Consider the following 25,730-nt stretch of genomic DNA (forward strand, 5'->3'; position numbering starts at 1 on the left):
CTTCTGTTTTTCAATACTCCAATTTCAATTATCAATTAAAAAAAAGTATGACGATTAGGTTAAACAAAGTAACAAGAGATTTGAATGTAGGAATCACGACGGTAGTCGAGTTCTTACAAAAAAAAGGATTTTCTATTGAGGCAAACCCGAATACGAAGATCACAGAAGAACAGTATGCTATTCTTGTAAAAGAGTTTAGTACAGATAAGAATTTGCGTATAGAATCGGAAAAATTTATTCAGGAACGCCAAAATAAAGATCGAAACAAAGCATCTATTTCAATTGATGGATTTGAACAGGAGAAAAAGGAAGAACCAGCTCAGAAGAGAGTGGAGAAAGTTATAAAAGTTACTGTTCCTGAGGATGTCATTCCTAAATTCAAACCAGTTGGGAAAATTGATTTGGAGAATTTGAATAAAAAGACACATACAACACAAACTGCACCTCCTGCAAAAGAAGAGATTGTAGAAAAACCAAAACCTGCAGTTGCACCTCAGAAAGTAGCTCCTCAGCCTGTTGCCGAACAAAAACCAGCTGAAGTGCCTCAACCTCGTCCTGTTGTTCCGGAAAAGAAGGTAGAGATTGAAAAGGAAGTAACTAAAGCTCCTGTAATTGCAAAGGAAGAAGTAAAAGCAGAAAAGCAAGCAGAACAAATTATTAAAGAAGAAAAACCTGTGGTTATTGTGAAGAAGGAATCTCCAAAACCAGTGGTGAATAAAGAGAATATGCCTAAATCTGAACAAAAAGAGGAGAAAAAGGAAGAAAAAATGGTTGAACAAGTGGAAAAAACCGAAGAAGATGATGTATTTAAAATTCATTCTTCTACAGCGTTTGTATCTAAAATCAATGTAGTTGGTCAAATTGACCTTGCAGCGTTGAATCAGTCCACTCGTCCTAAAAAGAAGTCTAAAGAGGAAAAACGCAAAGAACGCGAAGAAAAAGATAAGCAGCGTACTGAGCAGAAGAAGTTGATGAAAGACGCTATTATCAAAGAGATAAGAAAGGATGATGAAAAAATAGTTAAGACTGTAGATAAGGCTGAGGATGATAAAAAGAAGAAAAAACGTAGCCGTATAAACAAAGAGAAAGTAGATATTAATAATGTATCTGCTCCTTCGGGAATAGCACGTCCTGTACCTAACAGTGAACGTACAAATAAACCTGCATCTGGCGGACATCATCCGGGAAATAAACCGTTTAACAAGTCTCAACAACAAGGAAATCGCTTTAAGAAACCTGTTGTAAAAGCAGAAGTTAGCGATGAGGATGTAGCAAAGCAAGTTAAAGAAACACTGGCACGTCTTACTTCTAAAGGTAAAAACAAAGCTTCTAAATATCGTAAAGAGAAACGTGACGCTGTATCTAATCGTCAACAGGCTCTTGAAGATCAGGAAATGGCAGACAGCAGAATACTTAAGCTTACAGAGTTTGTAACTGCAAACGAGTTGGCAAGTATGATGGATGTTTCGGTTAATCAGGTTATCGGTACTTGTATGAGTATTGGTATGATGGTTTCTATCAACCAGCGTCTTGATGCTGAAACAATTAACATTGTGGCTGATGAGTTCGGATTCAAAACTGAATATGTTAGTGCAGATGTATCTGAAGCTATTGTAGAGGAAGAGGATGATGATGAAGATTTGGAATCACGTGCACCAATCGTAACCGTAATGGGACACGTTGACCACGGTAAGACTTCATTGCTTGACTATATCCGTAAGGCGAATGTAATTGCCGGTGAAGCCGGAGGTATTACTCAGCACATTGGAGCTTATAATGTGAAACTTCCTGATGGTAAGAGAATAACATTCCTGGATACTCCGGGTCACGAGGCATTTACTGCTATGCGTGCTCGTGGTGCGAAGGTAACAGATATCGCGATTATTATAGTTGCTGCCGATGATGATATAATGCCTCAGACAAAAGAGGCTATAAATCATGCTGTAGCTGCCGGTGTTCCTATCGTGTTTGCAATTAATAAGGTTGATAAACCGAATGCAAATCCCGAAAAGATTAAAGAATCATTGGCTCAAATGAATTTCTTAGTAGAAGAATGGGGTGGTAAATACCAATCTCAGGATATTTCCGCTAAGAAAGGTGATGGAGTTCATGAATTACTTGAAAAAGTATTGCTTGAGGCTGAATTGCTTGACTTGAAAGCTAATCCGGATCGTCGTGCAACAGGTTCTGTTATTGAATCAACATTAGATAAAGGACGTGGTTATGTTGCTACTGTTCTGGTATCAAACGGAACAATAAAGATGGGTGACATCGTATTGGCAGGAACAAACTTCGGTAAGGTAAAAGCTATGTTTAACGAACGTAATCAACGTATTAAACAAGCTGGTCCTTCAGAACCGGTATTGATTCTTGGTTTGAATGGTGCTCCAACTGCTGGTGATACATTCCATGTACTCGAAACAGAACAGGAAGCTCGTGAAATTGCCAACAAACGTGAACAATTGCAACGTGAACAGGGCTTGCGTACTCAGAAACTTCTTACTTTGGACGAAGTTGGCCGTCGTATTGCTCTTGGTAACTTCCAGGAATTGAATATTATCGTGAAAGGTGACGTGGATGGTTCTATCGAAGCATTGTCCGACTCATTGATCAAGCTTTCTACTCCACAGATCCAGGTTAACGTACTTCATAAGGCAGTAGGTCAGATTTCTGAATCAGATGTAACTTTGGCTGCGGCTTCCAATGCAATTATCATTGGATTCCAGGTACGCCCATCAGCTTCTGCACGTAGATTTGCAGAGCAAGAAGGAGTTGATATCCGTATGTACTCTATCATCTACGATGCTATTGAAGAGGTGAAGGCTGCAATGGAAGGTATGCTTGCTCCGGTTGTTAAGGAAGAAGTTACTGCAACTATTGAAGTTCGCGAAGTATTCCATATCACTAAGGTGGGTACAGTAGCAGGTGCAATGGTTAAGGAAGGTAAGGTTAAACGTTCTAACAAAGCTCGTTTGATTCGTGATGGTATTGTAATCTTTACAGGAGAAATCAATGCTCTGAAACGTTTCAAGGATGATGTGAAGGAAGTTGCTGTAAACTATGAATGTGGTATCAGTCTACAAAACTATAGTGATATTAAGGTAGGTGATATTATTGAATCATTTGAAGAAGTTGAAGTGAAACAGACTTTATAATAAATTGATTAGCCAAAATGCCAATAGGCAAATTGGCTTGTCAATAAGACAATAACAACGTGCCGATGTGCTGACGTATCTTTTTGATATAGTAACAGGCACATCGGCACGTTTTTTGTTATATATAAAATAATGAGAACAATTGATATATTGTTATTGCTGGTTATTGGAGCCGGCGCAGCAAAAGGATATTTAAAAGGAGGAGTAAAGCTCTTGCTTTCTACGGTGGGATTAATAGTGGGATTGTATATTGCCAAATTAATGTATATACCGTTTGCAGAAACACTTTGTCCGTCTTTTACGAAATCAATGACGTTTGCCAGAGCTCTCGCTTTCATTATAATATGGGTAGCTGTACCTTTACTGTCAACATTGGCAGGTGGATTTTTTACCAAAACGCTCGAAGCTATGCATATTAATTGGTTAAATAAATGGGCCGGTGCTTTGCTGGGTGGATTAAAATATCTTATATTAGCAAGCCTGTTTATTAATGTACTGGAGTTTATAGATAGTAGCAACCATCTTATTTCGCAAGATAATAAGAAAGGAGCCATCTTATATTATCCAACACAAAAGGTAGCAGGAATCGTATTCCCATTGGTTAAAGAAGTATCGAATAAATATATTCATTAAATATGCAACAAGAAGAACCCAATAAATATTTAAAGGAGATCACGGAAGAAAAGTACAAGTATGGCTTTACTACCGATGTGCAGACTGAAATTATCCCTGTAGGGCTTAATGAAGATGTAATTCGCCTGATCTCTGCTAAGAAAGATGAACCGGATTGGTTGCTGGAGTTTCGCCTCAAGGCTTACCGCCATTGGCTGACTTTGGAAATGCCAACATGGGCACATCTTACTATTCCTGAGATTGATTATCAAAGTATAAGCTATTATGCCGACCCTACCAAAAAGAAAAAGGGACCAAAATCGTTGGATGAAGTTGATCCTGAACTGATCAAAACATTCAATAAACTTGGTATTCCTCTCGAGGAACGTCTGGCATTAAGCGGAATGGCTGTTGATGCCGTAATGGACTCGGTTTCTGTTAAGACTACTTTTAAGGAAACCCTTATGGAGAAAGGAATTATCTTTTGCTCCTTTAGTGAAGCAGTTCGTGAACATCCCGATTTGGTTAAGAAATACTTAGGCAGTGTAGTGGGCTATAGAGATAATTTCTTTGCTGCACTAAACTCTGCAGTATTCTCTGACGGATCGTTTGTTTATATACCAAAGGGTGTACGTTGCCCAATGGAACTTTCTACCTATTTCCGTATAAATGCTGCCAATACAGGCCAGTTCGAAAGAACGTTGATTGTAGCCGATGATGATGCTTATGTAAGTTATCTGGAAGGCTGTACTGCTCCAATGCGTGACGAGAACCAATTGCATGCCGCAATTGTGGAAATCATAGTTCACGATAGGGCAGAAGTAAAGTACTCAACTGTTCAGAACTGGTATCCGGGTGACAAGGATGGTAAAGGTGGAGTATATAACTTTGTAACCAAACGAGGTATTTGCAAAGGTGATGATTCTAAGCTCTCCTGGACTCAGGTAGAAACAGGATCGGCTATTACCTGGAAATATCCAAGTTGTATTCTGGCAGGAGATAACTCTGTGGCTGAATTCTATTCTGTGGCTGTTACTAACAATTATCAGCAGGCAGATACGGGAACAAAGATGATTCACCTGGGAAAGAATACCAAGAGTACTATCATGTCAAAAGGTATTTCAGCTGGAAAGAGTCAGAATTCATACCGCGGACTTGTTAAGGTTGTAGAAAAAGCCGAAGGTGCGCGTAATTATAGCCAGTGTGACAGTCTTTTGTTAGGCGATAAATGCGGAGCTCATACGTTCCCATATATGGATATTCATAATGAAACAGCAATCGTTGAACACGAAGCTACTACATCAAAGATTAGTGAAGATCAGCTGTTCTATTGTAATCAGAGAGGTATCTCAACAGAAGATGCTATTGGTTTGATTGTAAATGGATATGCAAAAGAAGTAATTAATAAACTTCCGATGGAGTTTGCTGTAGAGGCCCAGAAGCTGCTACAGGTTTCTTTGGAAGGTTCAGTAGGATAAATAAAAACAAAAAATAATATGCTCGAAATAAAAGATTTGCATGCCAGTATTAATGGCAAAGAGATATTAAAGGGTATAAACCTGACAGTGAAACCGGGAGAGGTTCATGCCATTATGGGACCTAACGGATCAGGAAAAAGTACATTATCTTCCGTTTTGACCGGTAATCCGGCTTTCGAAGTAACTAAAGGTTCTGTTCACTTCTATGGAAAGGATCTTCTTGATCTTCCTCCGGAAGACCGTAGCCGTGAAGGTATTTTCCTTAGTTTCCAGTATCCGGTAGAAATTCCGGGTGTAAGTATGGTAAACTTTATGCGTACTGCTGTAAACGAACATCGTAAATATAAAGGTCAGCCTTCTCTTACTGCCAGCGAATTCCTTAAACTGATGCGTGAAAAACGTGCGGTTGTTGAACTGGATACTAAATTGGCAAACCGTTCTGTAAACGAAGGTTTCAGTGGTGGTGAAAAGAAAAGAAATGAAATATTCCAGATGGCTATGCTGGAACCACGCTTGTCTATCCTTGACGAAACAGACAGCGGACTTGATATTGACGCTCTTCGCATTGTAGCTAATGGAGTAAACCTGTTGAAGACTCCGGAAAACTCCACAATTGTGATTACTCACTATCAACGATTGCTCGACTACATCAAACCAGATATCGTACATGTGCTTTATCAGGGAAAGATTGTAAAGACTGCCGGACCGGAATTAGCTCTTGAACTTGAAGAAAAGGGTTATGACTGGATTAAGAAAGAACTGGGAGAATAAATAATTAATTTGTCAGCATTCCATTTCGAGTGCAGACAATTAACATATAGAATTATGGTAGAACAACAATATATCGACCTCTTTTCTCAGTGTGAAGGGATGATTTGTTCACACAGTGCTGAAGTGCTGAACGCAAAGCGTGCAGATGCTTTTGCCGACTTTGAACGATTAGGCTTACCCACCCAAAAACTGGAAGATTATAAATATACCGATGTAAGCGAAGCCTTTGCTCCGAACTACGGACTGAATCTGAACCGTCTGGAAATACCGGTTAATCCGTATGAAGTATTTAAATGTGATGTGCCCAACATGAGTACCTCACTTTACTTCGTGGTTAATGATGCTTTCTACTCCAAAGAACAACCAAAAGTAGAATTACCGGAAGGTGTATTGATGGGTAGTCTGAAAGATATGGCTGAATCACATCCTGAATTAGTAGGCAAATATTACGGAAAACTGGCAAAAACTTCAGAAGATGGAGTAACAGCCTTCAATACAACGTTCGCACAGGATGGTGTTTTCCTTTATATTCCTAAAGGAGTAGTTGTGGAACGCACCATTCAGTTGGTGAATATCCTTAGGGGAGACGTGGACTTTATGGTCAATCGTCGTGTTCTTGTGGTACTTGAAGACGGTGCGCAAGCCAAATTGCTGGTTTGCGACCATGCACAGGACCAAGTGAACTTCCTTACTACTCAGGTTATCGAGATTTTTGCAGGTAAAGATTCTGTTTTCGATATGTATGAGCTTGAAGAAACTCACACAGCCAGTACACGAATCTCTAACTGTTATGTTCGTCAGGAAGCAGGTTCCAACCTTCTTCTTAACGGAATGACACTGCATAACGGTACTACACGCAACCGTACCCATGTTTTACTGGCGGGAGAACATGCCGAGATAAACCTTTGCGGTATGGCTATTGCCGATAAGAATCAACACGTGGACAATCATACATTCATTGACCATGCTGTTTCCAACTGTACCAGCAACGAACTCTTCAAGTATGTGCTCGATGATGAAGCTCGCGGAGCTTTTGCCGGGAAAGTATTGGTTCGCAAGGATGCACAGAAAACATTCTCGCAACAGACAAACCGTAATCTTTGCATAACCAAAGAATGCAGAATGTTTACCCAACCACAACTCGAGATTTATGCTGATGATGTGAAGTGTGGTCACGGTGCAACAGTAGGACAACTGGATGAGGGTGCACTTTTCTATATGCAAGCTCGTGGTATCTCACAAAGAGAAGCACGCTTGCTGTTGATGTTTGCTTTTGTCAATGAAGTGGTAGACAATATCCGGATAGACGTTTTGAAAGAACGTCTGCATCTGCTTATCGAGAAACGCTTCCGTGGTGAATTGAGTAAATGCGTAGGTTGCAGAGGATGTAAATAAACTCATCCATTTAAAAATAGTAATTCAATGATCAATATAGAATCTATTCGCCAGGACTTCCCTATACTTCAACGCGAAGTGTATGGTAAGCCGCTGATATATTTCGATAACGGAGCTACTACTCAGAAACCTCGCTGCATGGTTGAGTCTATTACAGAACAATATTATTCTGTAAATGCCAATGTGCACCGTGGAGTCCATTTCCTTAGTCAGCAGGCTACAGAATTGCACGAAGGTTCACGTAAAACTGTTCAGCAGTTTATCAATGCCCGCAGCACAAACGAGATTATCTTTACCCGCGGCACTACAGAGTCTATCAACCTTTTGGCGTTCAGTTTTGGGGAAGAATTCTGCAGTGAAGGTGACGAGATTATAATCTCAACCATGGAACATCACAGCAATATAGTTCCCTGGCAAATGCTTGCAGCCCGTAAAGGGATTACCATAAAGGTTATTCCTATCAATGAAAAGGGTGAACTGCTGATGGATGAGTATAAGTCGTTCTTCTCAGAACGTACAAAGCTTGTTTCCATAGCTCATGTATCCAATGTCCTTGGAACCGTCAATCCGGTGAAAGAGATGATTGCATTTGCGCATGGACATGGTGTTCCTGTTCTTGTAGACGGAGCTCAGTCGGTTCCACACATGAAAGTAGATGTACAAGACCTGGATGCAGACTTTTATGCATTATCAGGACATAAAATCTACGGTCCTACCGGTGTGGGTGTACTTTACGGAAAAGAAGAATGGCTCGATAAACTTCCTCCATATCAGGGAGGAGGAGAGATGATTCAGACTGTAAGTTTTGAAAAGACTACATTCAATGAACTTCCGTATAAGTTTGAAGCTGGTACTCCCGATTATATCGGAACAACAGCATTAGCAGTATCTCTTGATTATATATCAAAGATTGGAATTGAGGAGATTGCAGCTTATGAGCATGAGCTTACTACTTATGCCATGAATCGCCTTAAAACAATCGAGGGTATGAGAATCTTTGGCGAGGCCGACCAAAAGGGTAGTGTAATCTCCTTCCTTGTAGGAGACATTCACCATTTTGATATGGGTACATTGCTCGATCGCCTTGGTATTGCCGTTCGTACCGGTCACCATTGCGCTCAACCGCTTATGCAGGCTTTGGGTATTGAAGGTACAGTGCGTGCCTCTTTCGGTTTGTATAATACCAAAGAAGAGGTAGATGCATTGGTTGCGGGTATTGAACGAGTAAGGAAGATGTTTTAATATTAAAATATTATTGTTCGGTAAAATTATATAAACTCATAAACACATTCTTTAAAACTCTATTTTTAGAATGTGTTTATGAGTTTATATTTGTCAAGTCAACTAAAGAATGAATCAGGTTCTGTTATCTCTTTATTTCTGCTTTTTGATCATTTTTACTCTTATACATTACTCTTTATTTCAGATGTATAGGTAATTTTTTCGGTAGCAATTGCACATAATGCTTTTAATCTACAGACTATCCCCCCATTTTTTTAGGAACTATTTTGTTATTTTTTTGCTTATTGATAAATTTTAATAGCTGAGAATAGATTAGCTGTTCGATAAAATGTGTACTTTTGTTTATATTATTTTTTAGTTTTGTACTAAAAACAAAAGATGAGAAAAGAATTATTTAAATTGATTGTTTAATAATAATCTTAGTATAAAAAACTCAAGTTAATTATATATTCTTATGAATGGAGATGAACGCAAAATTTTGGGCGGCTGCTTGATGGTTGTTCTTTTGATATTGGTGGCATGTATATTTCCTCTATTATTATTTATATTAATTCCCTATTGCTTTTATTTATATTTTAAGCAACAGAAAGAAAAAGAACAGTTGCATAACATGATTGAGCAGGAACTGCTGGGCTTAGATAAAGAAGGCGTTGAAAGAAAGCGACAGTTTTATATTATGATTTCACAAAGTTCAAATGCATCTGAAGCAGAGAAAGAAACTGCTAAATATATAGTTCGGTATATTGAGAAAAAATATTGGAAATAAATATTAATAGATTATAGAATGATGAAATTCAAAACAATTGAAGAATTAAAAGAGAATGGCTTTATAGGATTTAAATCAATGAAAGCGCTATTTAATGATTATTCAATGATTTCATTGTCAAAAGGTGTTTATATGATTCTAAGGATAGATAGGAATGAACCAAACTTTCTAGAAGTCGGTAGTGGAGGTCACTTTAAAGGTAGAAATCCCAATGTTCCTATTAATAAATTGAATGATGAATGGGTTAATGATACGATTGTTGTTTATATTGGAAAGGCTGGAAAAGATGGAAGCCGTGCAACCTTGCAATCAAGACTAAAACAATACTTCATTTTTGGACAAGGAGGTAATGTCGGACATTGGGGAGGAAGATATATTTGGCAATTAAATAAATCTGATGATTTGCTTGTTTGCTGGAAACCAGTACAAAACGATGATCCTGCTATTGTTGAAAGTGATTTAATTCGAGATTTTAAACTCAGATATGGGAAACGCCCATTTGCTAACTTGAAGGACTAATGAATCCAAGACAATTTGAAGAATATGTTTGCTGCCATTTTAGAAAGAATGGTTATAATGCTGATGTGACTGATTATAGTGGTGATTATGGTATAGATGTCTTTGCTATTAAAGATAAAGAGAAAATAGCCATCCAGGTAAAAATGTATGGTAATTCAACTAGAGAGGTCAATAGACAAATGATCATGGAACTTTATGGTGCAAAATCTTATTTTGATTGTACAAAAGCTATTGTTGCAACGGATGGGCGTGTACGCCCAGATGCTATTGAAGTAGCTAAAAAATTAAGGATTGAAATATTATATTTTGATCAGTCTACTATAGAGAATGATATAATAATTCGTACGCCTTTAAAACGTCTGAGTTTTGATTATATGTGGGAAAAACATATAATGCCTCTTGAAGGAAAGATATTGGTAAAATCGGGCAGAGAAAATAGAGTTGTTAAAGTTGATTGGGGAGGTATAGAAAGAATAACCTCTAATGGAAATAAGGGGAAAATAAAAATAGAGATCTTTAAACAAACATACAATAAACTATTGAATGAAGGATTTATTACTAGAGAAGAAATAAATCAGAATTATGTTGGTAGAGCGTCTTCTGGTGTTGTTTTAATACTTTCTCAAGTTCCATTTATTCAAGTTACAGAGCATCCTGTTGGGTTAAGATTGATCAATCAATGATTTCTTTTTAATAGCTTTTAGAGTAAGGTGGCCTACAAGAAAGCGAAGTTGGATTATCGTTTCAAGTACAGTTTGTGAAAATGAATTATAATGCAAATGTCGGCAATGATGTCGGCAATGACATGAACGATAGAGAAATGCAATTAATTAATCTTATTCGAAAAGAACCTAAGATTACTGCCAAAGATATTGCCAATATTTTAAATCTGAGCAAACGCCAATGTGAACGTATTATTGCTGATTTAAAGAATAAAGGAATGCTGTCTAGACGGGGGACAAATAGAACCGGTTATTGGAAAGTTGAAGATTTATAAAACGAACATAGCCAACTTGTTGTCTATGTTTTTAGTTTGCCTGTACAACAAATAAAGTATCATCTGTTGTACAGGCAGCTCATATTTATCTTTACCTCAATCTGAGGATATAGGTAAAGTCGTGAATGAGTATTTTGCAATATTCTAAGAAAACCAGATTAGTAAGCAAGAACATTCCACAAAGATTTAATTTTTGCTTCCGGATCCCATTTACCTCCAAATGTCCAGCGGGCATTAATTTCTTCTGGTTTGGGCGATCCTTTGGCTTCTTCAAGATTATTTTTCATCCATGCAAAGTTCCCACCTTCACGTTTTATGTTATACATATAAACCCGTTTTCCCCAAGGACATGTATCAAGTACCTTGTCTGAATAAGCATATCCAATAGGATTATCAATAATCTTGTTGGTCATAGTACAATTCAGCAAGAAGAATTGAGAGTCGTGATGATAACGGCCAAGGGTGACAGGACTTTTAGAATCAAAATGTGAATCAGTTATAACAAGTTTCTTGTCATAATCACCACGTCCGTCATGCCAGATTAAAGCGCGTCCATCTCCATAGAATGTACAACGAGTGGCATAACACCAACCACGTGGGCAAAGAAAATCTACCCCGGGACATCTTAAATTGAGATCGGCATGGTAATACATTCCATCCTCCGAAGCCCATAATGATAAAGCATCATTTCCATCTGCCCATACATTGCAGTTTATAATGATTGTACGAGTGGCACGTCCAAAAATTGACATCTGATGTGAAGTCGTAGCTTCTACTGTACTACCATAATTGTTGTAAACAGTCAAACCACTTATTATACAATCGTCTGCACCTTTCTGCAAAACAATCACCCCATTACCCACAGGCTGCCCTTTATATTCATGAATCTTTCGTTTGCTTGAAAGTTCGGCATATACTAACCGGGTCTTTTCCCTATCTTCTCCTAGAAGTACGATATTTGGTCGGTCAATAATAACTTTTTCATTGTATGTTCCGCTCTTTATCAGTATAATATAAGGCTCCGTGGGTTGTTGAGGAGCAGCTTCAATAGCAGCCTGTATGCTTTCTCCATTAGAAACAATTGCATTATAGAGTTTTGAATGGGGAGCACTATTTGAATTGGCAGTGGTTGTTATATTAGCTCCGGTTCTACCATTCTCTATAGCTTTGGACATTACAACTTGTGCTGAACCAAATACCGCATAAAATGAAAGGGCAATGAACAATACTATTTTTTTCATTTGGAGTTATACTTATTATTTATTTTTTGACTGAAAGATAACTTACATATACTTCTTTTTCCATTTTTCATATTGCTTGTAGAGGCTTGCCGGTGCACTATTATACCAACTGTAACCATTGCGTCTTTCGTGACCTACTTCTGCCAATGTTTTAACTGGCACACCGTTTCGGTCGCAAAACAGAGGCTTTCCTTGCTCTAAGTCATAATCGCGAGCCCATATTGGTTCGGCTTTTTCGTCATTTACCACACGTGTATCCGACTTGCCGTTTTCGTTAGTGAAACGTTCTACCCTGATACCAGTCAGTTTATGAGCTTCGAACCATTTCATAGCTCCGTTAACGGCAGCTTTAATCCGTTTGTCGGGATTGGGAAGTTCCATCAACAGGCGCACCAATGAAGCGCTTTCTGCCGAACAGAAAGAAGCCAATTCATAAGCACGGGCAGAAGTGGGTTTTAAAGTCTTGTAATCGTGCTGCTGGCACCATACAGTTGGTTCGCCGTTTACAATAATTTGTGTGTTGAGTATACATTCTATTCCCTTATCAAAAGCTTTTGTTAAACGAACTTTCATTGCATCATCCACCAATGAATCAAACGGTGCCACGCCGTTGCGCAGGTTGCGGATAACCATTAAAGTCTGCACCATTGCATTGTCGTTATAAGTAATCTGTACCTGGTATCCATGATTCTCAGGCCAGAATTGTGGCCAGCCACCATTATTGTACTGTCCACTGAGCAAAAACTCCACACCTTGCAAGAATGCTTTTTTGTAGCGTTCTTCCGGTTGTTGTTTGTAAAGTCTGGCCAGATAAGTCATTTCCAGAATAGTTGCATCGTTGTCGGTCGTAGAGTCATTGCGTTTCTTCTTGTCGCTCAACACAACATCCAGTTCGTCGCCAAGCGGACGATGAATTGGAAGATTCTTAGGCCATCCACCTGTTTCCCGTTGATATGCTAATACGTTATCAGCAATTCGTTTTGCTTCTTCTGTCTTGAAGAAAGCATCCGGGCTTCCCCTTACAATTCTTTTCCACTCTCTTGATGAGTATTCATAATCTTTTGGGTTGAGTTGTTGCTGTGCAAATAGAGGCACTGCCATCGTCATTATTAAGATGATACAAATAAAATGTTTTTTCATGATTTTATTAATTTAATGTTTTTCTGCCCGTTGATAGTTATTTTATTACTATTTTCTTTGTTACCGTTTTGTCGTTCAGCTTCTTTATGATGTAAATACCGGGAGCAAGGTTAGATATATCAGTGCTGCTGACATTTGAGCGAACTTTTATTCCGGAAACGTTATAGATATCGCTTGCGGTCGAAGCGTTGTCGGTCTGAACGTTATTGATGCCAGTCGCTTCACTCGATACATAGAAGTTGAAGTTACGTGTCAGCGAACCTACATTGTCATCATCTGTTGCCTTTACCTTTATGCTCAGGAAACCGGTAAACGATGTTGCAGGGGTGAATGTACAGATTCCTTCGTTGCTATCGTAGGACATATCCGAACTTCCGATAATTTCGAATGAAGGATTGTTGTCGTAGCCTGCGAAATATTCTTTCAAGTTTATGCTTATGCTTTTATTAATAGTGAAGTGAGGCTCTGCCAGCCAGTTAAGATAATCTTCCAGAACGGTGTAACCATCTTTATCCGGATCGGCATTATTGTCAGCTTCAGCAGGATTCAGTCCTTTCGCCTTTTCCCACCAATCCGGCATACCGTCATTGTCGGTGTCGAAATCGCTTGCTCTGTGTGCTTCATTGATGTTGATGCCGTTGAAGCCTTCACAATTTTCATCTTCTTCAGAGTCGATAAGACCTTTCTTCCCCGATCTGCTACCTACGGTTGTGGTGATACCTTTAAGAGTTTCGTTCACCATACGTATGTCGTGGTTGTCGAGCATTGGCATATTGCAGCCTACGTCGGACAATACATTTTTGTAAGCAGCATCAGCTGTCTCGATGGTGGCGTATGATTCAAAGAATGGCTTGTCAAGGAATACAGTCCAGTTCAACACCTGCCCGTTTGATAGAGTATATTTATAAGTATCATTAAGTTTGTCCTGAGTCTTACTTCCGTCAAGATTTTCACGGATATTTCCATTCACGTAATAACTCTGTGAGCCGGTGCCAGTACCTTCGAGTTGTGCGTTGAGTAGTTGCAGCATCTTTGTAGATGGTCCCATTTTGTAGTAGTTGCCTACAAAGTTTCCCTCGTGAGTTCCACCGTCTGTAGCACGTCCACACCAGTTGTAGCACACGTTATTGAATACGTCGTGGTGACCAGCATATGCGCCGCTTCCGTCCAGAGCGCCAGAGAGACTCCAGTTTCTGCCTTCGTTGTGAGCCAGCAGATTGTGATGGTATGATCCGGTGTCTCCACCTATCGTACCCGCATAACCATGCGCTGTACCTGAAGGGTAGTTAGGATGGTTGGCAACGTTCAATGCTTCTGATATCATGGTGCGCTGCAATGTAACGTTCTTTGCATTACGACTACTGAAAGCTTCGTCTATAGTCCAGCTTATGGAACAATGGTCCATGATAGCGTGATTGTTTCCGGCCATTCCCAGTCCGTCGCATCCAGTCTCGGATGTTGCAGCATCATGACCGAGAAACATGTGCAGGAAGCGGGTGATGCCTTCGGACGCCATGCCGAACGGGCACGAGCGGAACATGATTCCGTTGCCAGGGGCAGTTTGTCCTGCAATGGTGACATAGGGGTCGCTACAGGTAAGGCGGCTTTTTAACTGGATAGTTCCGCCAACATCGAACACGATGGTACGTGGTCCGCTTACTTTACTAATCCCATAACGGAAAGTTCCAGGTTGTGGTGCCAACGCATCGTCAGCAAGCGATGTTACATGATAAACCGTGCCGCCTCTTCCTCCGGTGGCATAGCGGCCATAGCCCTCTGCACCAGGAAAAGCAAGATGTCGCGGACGGAATGACCATGTCTCGCCTTTATATGTGTTTCCTGTTGCGTCTTCCTCATCTACTCGCCAATAGTACGTGTTCAGTGAATACGCATCTTTCATTACATAGAACGTATCTGTTTGGATAGCAATTTCGCTCATAGCACCTTCGGATGTTCCCATATAGAGATGGTGTTTCACTGCTGTTACTGCAGGTGACCACTTCAGCGTGTATGTACCATTGTCGGCATCGGTGTGCATATCACGATTGTCCGGGGTTGGATTCAATGCCGTTGTTAGTGGATTAGGCTCGTCCAGAATGATGGCATTGACAAACACTGTGGTTGTGAAATATTGAGCGGTATAGTTCACCGATGGGTCGGGAACAGTGCGGTAAGATATAACCACATCCTTGCCAGTCTCTGCGTTGAACGTAATATACGACTGTCCACTATTTGAAGGTTTCTGTGCTCTGTTGGTCTGTAGCACTCCTGAAACCATTTTCACATTGTCCACATATACATCTACTGGCGGAGCTGTGAATCCGTCGGTGTTGTTGTGGTATGCAAGAATGGAATGTTTGCCTGCCGTGAGGCCGCTGATTGTGACGGTGAGTTCTGCCGAACCTGACTGCAGCTGCGGTGTGTTGTTGTCAACAAAGTCATATATGGCGATACCGTCTCCTATAAGTTTTGAATATTTGCTTACTCCGTCTTTCCACCAGTTGGCTTTCAATATTTTGCCCGCCGAGTTAGGGCCGTTGGCAACAACGATTTTTAATCCGCTTGTTTCGTCTATTACCAGAGTGTCTTTTACTCCTGTAGTAATGGCCCACGGAGTGAAGCCGTTTTCGGTAACTTGTTCCGGCTGTCTGCCTGGCAGATTGAAGTCAATCTTTTGTGCAGTGGCATTTAAGGCGAAAGCCAATGTGAAGCACGATAAAAGTAATGTTTTTTTCATGTCTTTCTTGTTAAGGTTATTTCTTACATAAACGAAATGAAATATGAAATGTACTCAAATCTGATAATGAGAATCATATTAACTTTAGCATTTCGTTTTTACGTTTCGCAATGAAACAAAATAAGCTGTTTTTAAAACTTAGGAAGTTCATTATTTGGCGTTTTTTTAGTAATTTTTGGTAGGGGAGAACATTTTGTTCTATAAAACTCTATCTTTGTTCCACATAAATTAGAAATTATGCTATTACCATATCTCAATAAAGACCTTATAGAAGCTGGATGTGATGAGGCTGGACGCGGTTGCCTGGCAGGTTCAGTCTTTGCCGCTGCCGTAATTCTTCCTCACGATTTTAAGAACGAATTGCTGAATGACTCCAAACAGCTCACAGAAAAGCAACGATATGCCCTTCGTGAAGTTATTGAAATGGAAGCAGTGACATGGGCAGTGGGTATTGTTACACCCGAAGAAATTGATAAAATCAATATTCTCAATGCTTCAATTCTTGCCATGCACCGCGCGGTAGATCAACTTAAAGCTATCCCTGAACATCTGCTTATTGACGGAAACCGATTCAAAAAGTATAAAGAAATACCTCACACCACAGTTGTGAAAGGTGATGGTAAATACCTGTCTATAGCAGCAGCCTCCATTCTGGCAAAGACCTATAGGGACGATTATATGAACTGTCTGCACGAAGAATTCCCTGTATATGATTGGGATCACAATAAAGGCTACCCCACAAAGAAACACCGTGCGGCAATAGCTCTTCACGGCACAACTCCTTATCACAGAATGACTTTCAATTTACTGGGCGACGGACAATTATCACTCAACTTCTGATAAGAAAACATCTTTATTAAGGTGTTTAATAAATATCCCGCTCTAAACTAATAAAAACAAAAGGTTACCTTTTTCCAATCATGTACATGTTTGAGTTCAATCTTGTACATGATTGGCTCCGAACATGTACATGTTTGCTTCAACCTCCCGCCAATAAATGATTAATGTCTGCTGAGAACTGCATTAGTTTGATTGCGGTTAATCATTAATATTTTCTTTAGTCACCTGAATTCATTTCTATTATTTTGTAAAGTGTTGAATGATAGACTAATCCGTTTCGCTGGGGTGGAGAGGGTGGAGAGAAATTGTTCTTTTTTCGTTCTGAGAAATAAAATTTTGATAATTCTGCATTTTGCGGAATTCTCAAAATTAATTTTCTGGAAACCGAAAACACTCTTTTTTACTCCACCCTGTCCACCCCGATAGTCTTACTGTATTTTGCAATGCATTGAATAATAAGTATATATGTTTTTGCTGGTGGCAGCAGTGGCAGCAAAATAATACTTTTTCCGGTTCTGAAAATAAAAATCTGAGAATTCTGCAATTTGCAGTTTTTTCAAAAGTTTATTTCTGGAAAGGTAAAAATGGCTTTTTTCCTGCCACTGCTGCCACCAAATGAGAATCTATTATTGATTTATTAATAAGATGGGATGTTGTCTTTGCTTAAATATTGATATACATGTTATATATGATTGGAGTTTTTATTTTAATTTAATTATTGAAACAATAATAAATATTCAATACAAATAGCTAAATTTGCCAGATGTGATATTATTTACTTAAAAGAATGCCTTAGAGCGTCTTATTATTGTTAGGTCGATCAGGCGTTTCTCTTTTTTTATAATGCTATGAGTAAATAGATGTGATAATATTTGCAAAGGTTGAACTTATGAAAATTTCCAAATTAATGTTTATGTTTTGCTGTTGCATATTTGCCATAATTTCATGTAATAAAAAGCAGAATATATCTATTGATAATAATTTAATATTATTAATATCTAATGATGTTAGACCATCTTTATTTATGGGAATTCCATTTTATTGTCAAGGAGAAGGTGGTAAAATTATACGAATTGAATCCCGAGATTTGAGGATACTATATAATGAAGGAGCATTTGAAATGGATTATTTGTCTTTCTTAAGAAAAGTCTTAAATCAGCAAATAAAACTTCAATCTAATATAAGTGTTTATACTTTTAATATAGATAAAGATGTGGATAAAGAATATCAAAGTAAAAATCTTGCCGACTTTATGCATTTATATTGTAAGAGTTATGGAACGGGTGAATATGTTTTAAAAAAGGGTTTTACTGAGAATCAAAGAAATTCGATATTCTATTTTTTATTTATCAACAACTATTTGTCTGTATTTGATGATTATTCCGGCTCTTTTAATATCTTTAGTGTATCTAAATATTCAAGATATCACGCAGTCGATAAATAACTAATTGTAAATTATGGATAATCAGTCAATGCTAATTAAGGATATTTATACTCCAACCAGATATTGAATTATGCTAATGAAAAATATATTGGTGTTTTTATATGTAATTGGATTCCTTAAGTTAGTGTCCTCTTTCTTTTTTGAAGAATATGTACCTTTATATTTGAGGACAGGTGTTTTTTCTGCTATCCTGGTGATTTTAATTATTATTTTAGAATTAGTAAATCGGATTAAAAGATGAAAATGAGATTATTGTATAATCTATATATTTATTTTAATATAATAGTATTTTATCTGTTTTGGGGATATTTTTCTGTTATGTTAGTTTTATATATCTTAAATGTGAAGATAAATATAATTTTATCATCGATATTCTTCCTTTTACTCGGCTTATGGTTAGGAACTTGTTTGCCTGTTTGGATTAAGAACAATTGAAAAAAATGATATTCAAATAACATATGTATAAACGAGAAGAAGGGCATAATTATTTATTGGGGGTTAATTGGGTGATTTGAAAGAAATATATGTATGTTGATAAAGATAAATAGATATTATTTAGTTCTGATAATTGTTTTACTGACTTTTAGTTGTACTAAGAAGCAAAAGCAATTTATTTCAGATTCAATCAATGTATCCCAAAGACTTGGATTTTCAGAGAAGAAATTGTTTGTGAAATCTCAATTAAAAGAATCATTTACTTGGGAGAATAATTTCTGTTATTCTCAATTAGATCTATTTGAAGATTCAACATTCTTTAAACGGGCCGGATGTGAAGCTCGACTGTACTTTTCAATAGGAAAATGGAAAATCAAAAAAGATTCTTTAATCTTAAGCTATACGCCAGTAGAGAAATTAAACATGGTTCTAAAATATTCACTGAAAGGGAATAAAAGTCAGTTTTTTGTACTTAAAACTCTGAACCAAAACAATGAACCAATAGAGAACTTAGAAGTTGTAGGTTTTAAAAAAGACATACCTGTTAAGGCAGCTTTAAAATATGGCATTCTCTTAACCGACAAAGAAGGAGAAATTAAGTTTAAAAAAGCAGATTTTGATAGCGTTTCTATTTATGGTTTTAAGGATATAACAAATAGAATTTTAACCTTTAAAAATACTGCGTTACCAGATAGTCTGAATTTAACCTTGTTTTTTAATAGTAGAAACTTTTGCCAACGTCCTACATATGAATATTATAAGGATAGGTCTGTATTGCTTATTAAGAATGGTCAATTGATATCGGTTCGGCAAAAAAAAATACGATGAAAGTGATAAAATGTTTATATCTACTACTTATTATGGTATTAACAAGTTGCAATCCCCATAAATCCCAATTATCGGATGGTTATGTTTTATATCAAACATTTGATGAATATTCCATGAAAGGAGTGAATAGTAATGATGAGAAACCTCAAAAACCTTATGTTGCAATCATAAAAAACGATAGTGCCATAACTGTAAGAATATGTTATAGTAATGGTAAAGAGAAAGATAAATATATTTATTATCAAAACAAAGGTGGATATTGGTATAGTATAATTAAGGATCAGGTAGATCCTAAACTCTATTTTACAACATTATGTGATACTGTTCCTTTTTATACTGAGAGATATTTTTATAATGATACAATTATGGAGTATTCTTATTATCTTAGAAATGGACATAAGAAGTCTTTAGAACAACTTGTTTTTAAGACAAGAAATAGTATGGTAGAATTTAATTTATCAACAACTTTTCGAATAAGACAGAATAAAAAATTCGAAGATCTGAAACATGAAATAATTGATTATAAGGAAAAGTATCCTTATGATGATCGTGAACTTGCACATAGAGATAAAAATTATATATTTTACAAAAAGGTTTTGCAAGGTGATTCGATTTTTTTATATGAGAATGATGGCAAAATGAATTATAAACTAGGTTGTTTGAAGGATATTAGAATATGCAATAGCTTAGGTGAATTTGATCCGAATAAAAGTGAAAATATTGCGCTTGTAAAAAATATGAGAGTGATCTGTAAATAATAATCTTTGATATTATTATGTTAAAAGAAGGTTTTAAGTTGTATATTAGCAGTAGTGCAAAAGTGACTTTTTAAAGCTCGAAAGAATGAATAAGGAGAATTCTTGTATTATAATGTGAATGAGTACTAAAACTCACCATCTTATTGCTTTTTTTCGTACCTTTGCACTCGTAAAATGATGAGTAATTAAACAATTAATAGTATGGCTAAGAAAGCTCTTTTAATGATTCTTGATGGATGGGGAATAGGGAACCATTCTAAAGCAGATGTTATCTTTAACACTCCAACTCCTTACTGGGATTACCTGGTAAAAACATATCCAAACTCACAGCTTCAGGCTAGTGGAGAAAATGTTGGTTTACCTGATGGTCAGATGGGTAACTCTGAAGTCGGTCACTTAAATATTGGTGCAGGACGCGTTGTTTACCAGGATTTGGTAAAAATCAACAAGGCTTGTCGCGAAAATACAATCATGCAAAATCCGGAAATTGTTTCTGCTTTCACTTATGCAAAGGAAACAGGTAAGTCTGTTCACCTTATGGGGTTGACTTCAGACGGTGGTGTGCACAGTTCTCTTGATCACCTTTTCAAGTTGACTGAAATCGCTAAGGAATATGCAATTGAAAATACATTTATCCATTGTTTCATGGATGGTCGTGATACCGACCCTAGAAGTGGTAAAGGTTTTATTGAACAACTTGATGCTCAATGCAAGAAAACTACTGCTAAGGTTGCTACAATTATTGGTCGCTACTATGCAATGGACCGCGACAAACGTTGGGCTCGTGTGAAAGAGGCTTATGATTTGTTGGTTAATGGAACTGGTAAAAAGGCTGATTGCATGGTTACTGCAATGCAGGAATCTTATGATGCAGATGTTACTGACGAATTCATCAAACCAATTGTGAATGCTGGTGTAGACGGAAGAATTAAGGAAGGTGATGTTGTTATCTTCTTCAACTACCGTAACGACCGTGCTAAGGAACTTACTGTGGTTCTTACTCAGAAAGATATGCCTGAAGAAGGAATGAAGATTGTACCGGGATTGCAATATTATTGCATGACTCCTTATGATTCTTCTTTCAAGGGTGTTCATATCATCTTTGATAAAGACAATGTTGAAAATACATTGGGCGAATATCTTTCTTCTCAGAAGAAAACTCAGCTTCACATTGCTGAAACTGAAAAATATGCTCACGTTACATTCTTCTTTAACGGTGGACGTGAGGCTCCATACGAAGGTGAAGAACGTATCCTGATTAATTCTCCTAAAGTGGCTACTTACGACTTGAAGCCTGAAATGAGTGCTTACGAAGTAAAAGATGCTTTAGTTGCTGAAATTAACAAGAACAAGTTCGACTTTATCGTAGTAAACTTTGCTAATGGTGATATGGTTGGACACACTGGTGTATACGAAGCTATCGAAAAAGCAGTAATTGCTGTTGATACTTGTGTGAAAGAAACTATTGAAGCTGCTAAGGCAAACGGTTATGAAGCCATTATTATTGCCGATCATGGTAATGCTGATAATGCTGTAAACGAAGATGGTTCTGTTAACACAGCTCACTCTTTGAACCCTGTTCCATGTGTTTATGTAACAGAAAATAAAGATGCTCAGGTTGCTGAAGGTCGTTTGGCTGATATTGCTCCAACTATCCTTAAAATTATGGGATTGGAAGCGCCAAAAGAAATGACTGGCAACGTATTAATTAAATAATATTCGGATGATTCAAATAGACGATACCATCATCAGTCTTGATGTGTTCAAGGAAAAATTCTTATGCAACCTGGATGCCTGCAAAGGGGAGTGTTGTATTGAGGGTGATGCCGGTGCGCCATTGGAAGAAGAAGAAGTTGAACAACTAAAGAAGGTCCTTCCGGTTATCTGGGAGGACCTTTCTTCTGAAGCACAGGCTGTAATTGAAAAGCAAGGCGTTTGTTATAAAGATGAGGATGGTGACCTGGTTACTTCCATTGTGAATGGTAAGGATTGTGTTTTTACCTGCTATGATGAAAAAGGATGTTGTTATTGTGCCATTGAGAAAGCTTATCGAGAAAGGAAAGTGGACTTCTATAAGCCGGTTTCCTGTCATCTTTATCCTATTCGTGTGCAGAAGTATTCTGAATTTAAAGCTGTAAATTATCACCGCTGGAGCGTATGTAAAGCGGCTGTTCTTCTTGGAGAAAAAGAGGATATGCCTATTTATAAGTTCCTGAAAGAGCCACTTGTCCGTAAATTTGGAGAGGATTGGTATACTGAACTTGAGATTGCAGCAGAGGAAATGAAGAATAGAGGAATTATCTAATCTAAATATTACAGGCCTATGAAAACAGCTATTGTGTATCTTTCTAAATATGGCACCACTAAAAAGGTTGCCGGTATGATTAAGGAACGTTTGATGGATGATGATGTGACTATGATTGATTTAAGCGTAGATATTTCTCCGGATCTCTCTTCTTATGAACGTATTATTGTAGGAAGTTCTGTTTATGTAGGCTCTGCTAAGAAGAAATTCAGAGAGTTTTGTTTGAAGAATCATGTTTCTTTATTTGCTGTTAAAGAAGTTGGGCTCTTCCTTTGTGGAATGGAACCAGATGAAATAAAGCAAAAGGAGGAAATGGTTCGTTCGTTTCCGGAGGAATTACTTCGTCATTCCAAAGCAAGAGGGTTTATGGGTGGTGAAATTCAGTTTGAAAAGATGAATATGCTCGAGAAATTTGCTGTTAAGAAGATTATGAAAACAACTTCTTCTGTTTCAAATATCAATGAACAGGAAATAGATCATTTCGTACAGAAAATGTTAAGTTGAAATGTTTTCCTGAATAGTAAGACACTGATTCTTTTAATACTTTAAAGCATGGAAAAAACGATTGAAATTAATCAGGAACTGATTGCTGTATGTGGTCTCTATTGCGGTGCTTGCCGGCAATATTTGAAGGGAGGCTGTATGGGCTGCCTGAAAAACGAAAAAGCAACCTGGTGCAAAACACGTACTTGTTGCATGGAAAAAGGGTATAAAACCTGCGCAGAGTGCTCAACAGATGTGGGCGATTGCAAGAAGTTTACAAACGTTGTAAGTAAGCTGTTTGGCTTCTTTTTCAACTCGGATAGAAATGCCTGCATTGATAGGATAAAAGCTATGGGGCGTGAGGAATATGCCAAAGAGATGGCAGAAAAAGGGATGCAGACAATTAAAAGAAGATAGCTTGCCAGTCACAGAGACGCTTTTGTAGGTTGAATCTGGATATAATTTGGAAAAAGATTCTTTTTAAAATCATTGATTGCTATATATAAAAAGAGAGGCTGTGTAGTTTTACACAGCCTCTCTTTTTATAATATAATGTTTTGTTTATGCATCAATATTTGCATAAGTAGCATTTTCTTCAATAAACTCTCTACGAGGTCCTACATCTTCACCCATTAACATTGAAAATACATAATCAACTTCGGCAGCATTGTCAATAGTAACCTGACGCAAAGTACGATTTTCAGGGTCCATTGTTGTGTCCCAAAGCTGTTGGGCGTTCATTTCTCCCAAACCTTTGTATCGTTGAGTGTGAATAGCGTTTTCAGAACCACCACCATAAGTCTCAATAAAGCGTTGGCGTTGAGCCTCTGTCCAGCAATATTCTTCCACTTTTCCTTTTTTACATAAGTAGAGTGGTGGGTTGGCAATATAAAGGTAACCATTCTGAATAATCTGAGGCATGAAGCGGAAGAAGAAAGTCATGATAAGTGTGTCGATGTGAGCACCATCGACGTCGGCATCGGTCATGATGATAATCTTCTTATAACGTAGTTTCTCAATATTTGCTTCCTGTGAGTCATCTTCAGTTCCGATAGTTACTCCTAATGCTGTATAGATATTGCGAATTTCTTCACTTTCGTAAGCTTTGTGACGCATAGCCTTCTCCACATTAAGAATCTTACCACGGAGAGGGAGAATTGCCTGAAACGCACGGTTACGGCCTTGCTTGGCTGTACCACCTGCAGAGTCTCCTTCGACAAGGAATATCTCACATCTTTCAGGATCTTTATCAGAGCAGTCGGCTAACTTTCCGGGAAGTCCACCACCAGACATTGGCGATTTGCGTTGTACCATTTCACGAGCTTTGCGGGCTGCGTGGCGAGCTGTTGCAGCTAATACAACCTTGTCAACAATCATCTTGGCTTCTTTTGGATGCTCTTCCAGGTAATTTGTCAAGGCTTCTCCAACAGCCTGGTCAACAGCTCCCATAACCTCGTTATTACCTAACTTGGTTTTGGTCTGTCCTTCAAACTGAGGCTCTGCTACTTTGATAGAAATAACAGCAGTTAAACCTTCGCGGAAGTCATCACCGGCAATCTCAACCTTAACTTTTTCCAGCATTTTAGCATCTTCAGCGTATTTTTTTAGTGTACGAGTCAGTGCACGACGGAAACCAGCAAGGTGAGTTCCTCCTTCTATTGTGTTGATATTGTTAACGTATGAGTGGATATTCTCTGTATAGGAAGTATTATACATAATTGCTACTTCTACAGGAGTACCTTGCTTCTCTGTATTGATGTAAATTACATCATTGATAAGCTTTTCACGAGATGAATCGACAAAACGAACAAATTCTTTTAAACCTTCTTCTGAATGGAAAGTCTCTTTTTTAACTTCACCCGCTTCATTTTTTACACGACGGTCGGTTAAAGAGATTGTAAGTCCTGCATTCAGATAAGCAAGCTCACGCATACGAGTTGCCAGGATATCATATTTATATTCTGTTGTGGTGAAGATTGAGCCATCAGGATGGAAGGTTATGTATGTTCCGGTCTTGTCTGTTGTTCCTACAACCTTAACAGCTTCTTTAGGTATACCGCAGGAATATTCTTGTTGGAATAATTCTCCGTCTCTTGCAACCTGAGCAACTAACAATGTTGAAAGAGCGTTCACACAAGATACACCTACACCGTGCAAACCTCCGGATACTTTGTAAGAGCCTTTATCAAACTTACCACCAGCATGAAGTACAGTCATTACAACTTCAAGTGCTGATTTCTGTTCTTTCTCGTGGAAATCAACAGGAATACCTCGTCCGTTATCCTGAACGGTAATTGAGTTGTCCTCGTTGATAGTAACTTCTATGTGGTCACAATAGCCGGCTAAGGCTTCGTCGATTGAGTTATCAACAACCTCATATACTAAATGGTGCAAACCTTTTACGCCAGTATCTCCAATGTACATTGCAGGACGCTTTCTAACAGCCTCTAATCCCTCTAGTACCTGAATACTGTCCGCGGAATACATTGAATCATTATTCGCTATTTGTTCTTCAGTCATATTTAATTTGTAATTATTTAAACAAAGCAAATATAGTGATTTTAATTGGTTCTGAACACTTTAA

Annotated in this window: 20 protein-coding genes and 1 pseudogene; 18 read left to right on the plus strand and 3 right to left on the minus strand. The window is 37.9% G+C overall.

The window, feature by feature from the left end; genetic code table 11:
* Positions 1-47: 47 nt before the first annotated feature.
* The 10 genes from infB to BUC21_RS07260 all read left to right on the plus strand — a co-directional run bounded on the left by infB (position 48) and on the right by BUC21_RS07260 (position 10,935).
* The gene (gene infB / locus BUC21_RS07215; RefSeq protein WP_073400719.1) at positions 48-3,155 is read left to right on the plus strand and encodes a translation initiation factor IF-2; all 3,108 of its coding nucleotides are present in this window, start codon (positions 48-50) and stop codon (positions 3,153-3,155) included.
* 132 nt (positions 3,156-3,287) lie between these two features.
* Positions 3,288-3,788: a CvpA family protein gene (locus BUC21_RS07220; protein WP_073400721.1), complete on the plus strand. Its 501-nt coding sequence runs from the start codon at positions 3,288-3,290 to the stop codon at positions 3,786-3,788.
* 2 nt (positions 3,789-3,790) lie between these two features.
* The gene (gene sufB, locus BUC21_RS07225; protein ID WP_073400723.1) at positions 3,791-5,245 is read left to right on the plus strand and encodes a Fe-S cluster assembly protein SufB; all 1,455 of its coding nucleotides are present in this window, start codon (positions 3,791-3,793) and stop codon (positions 5,243-5,245) included.
* Positions 5,246-5,263: 18 nt separating this feature from the next.
* On the plus strand, positions 5,264-6,016 hold the full coding sequence (gene sufC / locus BUC21_RS07230) for a Fe-S cluster assembly ATPase SufC (RefSeq protein ID WP_073400725.1): 753 nt from the start codon (positions 5,264-5,266) through the stop codon (positions 6,014-6,016).
* A gap of 51 nt (positions 6,017-6,067) precedes the next feature.
* Positions 6,068-7,411, plus strand: a complete 1,344-nt coding sequence (gene sufD, locus BUC21_RS07235) for a Fe-S cluster assembly protein SufD (protein WP_073400936.1) — start codon at positions 6,068-6,070, stop codon at positions 7,409-7,411.
* A 27-nt stretch (positions 7,412-7,438) separates the two neighbouring features.
* Positions 7,439-8,653 (plus strand): aminotransferase class V-fold PLP-dependent enzyme, encoded by a 1,215-nt coding sequence (locus tag BUC21_RS07240; RefSeq protein WP_073400727.1) that lies wholly within the window; start codon positions 7,439-7,441, stop codon positions 8,651-8,653.
* Positions 8,654-9,107: 454 nt separating this feature from the next.
* Complete coding sequence (locus BUC21_RS07245) at positions 9,108-9,419, plus strand: hypothetical protein (protein WP_073400729.1); 312 nt, start codon at positions 9,108-9,110, stop codon at positions 9,417-9,419.
* A gap of 18 nt (positions 9,420-9,437) precedes the next feature.
* Positions 9,438-9,938, plus strand: coding sequence for a hypothetical protein (locus BUC21_RS07250; protein ID WP_245797075.1), 501 nt, complete (start codon positions 9,438-9,440; stop codon positions 9,936-9,938).
* Complete coding sequence (locus BUC21_RS07255) at positions 9,938-10,621, plus strand: restriction endonuclease (protein WP_073400730.1); 684 nt, start codon at positions 9,938-9,940, stop codon at positions 10,619-10,621. Before BUC21_RS07250 ends, BUC21_RS07255 begins: the two co-directional genes overlap by 1 nt.
* 80 nt (positions 10,622-10,701) lie before the next feature.
* Positions 10,702-10,935, plus strand: a complete 234-nt coding sequence (locus tag BUC21_RS07260) for a winged helix-turn-helix transcriptional regulator (RefSeq protein WP_073400731.1) — start codon at positions 10,702-10,704, stop codon at positions 10,933-10,935.
* A gap of 158 nt (positions 10,936-11,093) precedes the next feature.
* On the opposite strand, the pseudogene pelA reads toward BUC21_RS07260, so the two are convergent.
* A pseudogene (gene pelA, locus BUC21_RS16765) lies at positions 11,094-13,316 on the minus strand (pectate lyase).
* A gap of 37 nt (positions 13,317-13,353) precedes the next feature.
* Positions 13,354-16,053 (minus strand): T9SS type A sorting domain-containing protein, encoded by a 2,700-nt coding sequence (locus BUC21_RS07275; RefSeq protein ID WP_073400733.1) that lies wholly within the window; start codon positions 16,051-16,053, stop codon positions 13,354-13,356.
* 237 nt (positions 16,054-16,290) lie between these two features.
* On the opposite strand from BUC21_RS07275, the gene BUC21_RS07280 reads away from it, so the two are divergent.
* From BUC21_RS07280 to BUC21_RS07315, 8 genes are all read left to right on the plus strand, one after another.
* The gene (locus BUC21_RS07280; protein WP_073400734.1) at positions 16,291-16,893 is read left to right on the plus strand and encodes a ribonuclease HII; all 603 of its coding nucleotides are present in this window, start codon (positions 16,291-16,293) and stop codon (positions 16,891-16,893) included.
* 889 nt (positions 16,894-17,782) lie between these two features.
* Positions 17,783-18,337, plus strand: coding sequence for a hypothetical protein (locus BUC21_RS07285; RefSeq protein ID WP_175550492.1), 555 nt, complete (start codon positions 17,783-17,785; stop codon positions 18,335-18,337).
* Between the two features lie 528 nt (positions 18,338-18,865).
* The gene (locus BUC21_RS07290; protein ID WP_073400736.1) at positions 18,866-19,600 is read left to right on the plus strand and encodes a hypothetical protein; all 735 of its coding nucleotides are present in this window, start codon (positions 18,866-18,868) and stop codon (positions 19,598-19,600) included.
* 32 nt (positions 19,601-19,632) lie between these two features.
* Positions 19,633-20,358: a hypothetical protein gene (locus tag BUC21_RS07295; protein ID WP_139261322.1), complete on the plus strand. Its 726-nt coding sequence runs from the start codon at positions 19,633-19,635 to the stop codon at positions 20,356-20,358.
* Between the two features lie 201 nt (positions 20,359-20,559).
* The gene (gene gpmI, locus BUC21_RS07300) at positions 20,560-22,074 is read left to right on the plus strand and encodes a 2,3-bisphosphoglycerate-independent phosphoglycerate mutase (protein WP_073400740.1); all 1,515 of its coding nucleotides are present in this window, start codon (positions 20,560-20,562) and stop codon (positions 22,072-22,074) included.
* Between the two features lie 7 nt (positions 22,075-22,081).
* On the plus strand, positions 22,082-22,663 hold the full coding sequence (locus tag BUC21_RS07305; protein WP_073400742.1) for a DUF3109 family protein: 582 nt from the start codon (positions 22,082-22,084) through the stop codon (positions 22,661-22,663).
* 18 nt (positions 22,664-22,681) lie between these two features.
* A complete protein-coding gene (locus BUC21_RS07310; RefSeq protein ID WP_073400744.1) occupies positions 22,682-23,167 on the plus strand; it encodes a flavodoxin domain-containing protein in 486 nt (161 codons plus the stop codon).
* A gap of 48 nt (positions 23,168-23,215) precedes the next feature.
* Complete coding sequence (locus BUC21_RS07315) at positions 23,216-23,563, plus strand: DUF3795 domain-containing protein (protein ID WP_073400746.1); 348 nt, start codon at positions 23,216-23,218, stop codon at positions 23,561-23,563.
* 144 nt (positions 23,564-23,707) lie between these two features.
* Here the strand turns inward: BUC21_RS07315 and gyrB are convergent, their stop codons facing one another.
* On the minus strand, positions 23,708-25,666 hold the full coding sequence (gyrB, locus tag BUC21_RS07320; protein ID WP_073400748.1) for a DNA topoisomerase (ATP-hydrolyzing) subunit B: 1,959 nt from the start codon (positions 25,664-25,666) through the stop codon (positions 23,708-23,710).
* Positions 25,667-25,730: the final 64 nt, after the last annotated feature.

It is taken from the genome of Bacteroides luti (assembly GCF_900128905.1).
GTDB lineage: Bacteria > Bacteroidota > Bacteroidia > Bacteroidales > Bacteroidaceae > Bacteroides > Bacteroides luti.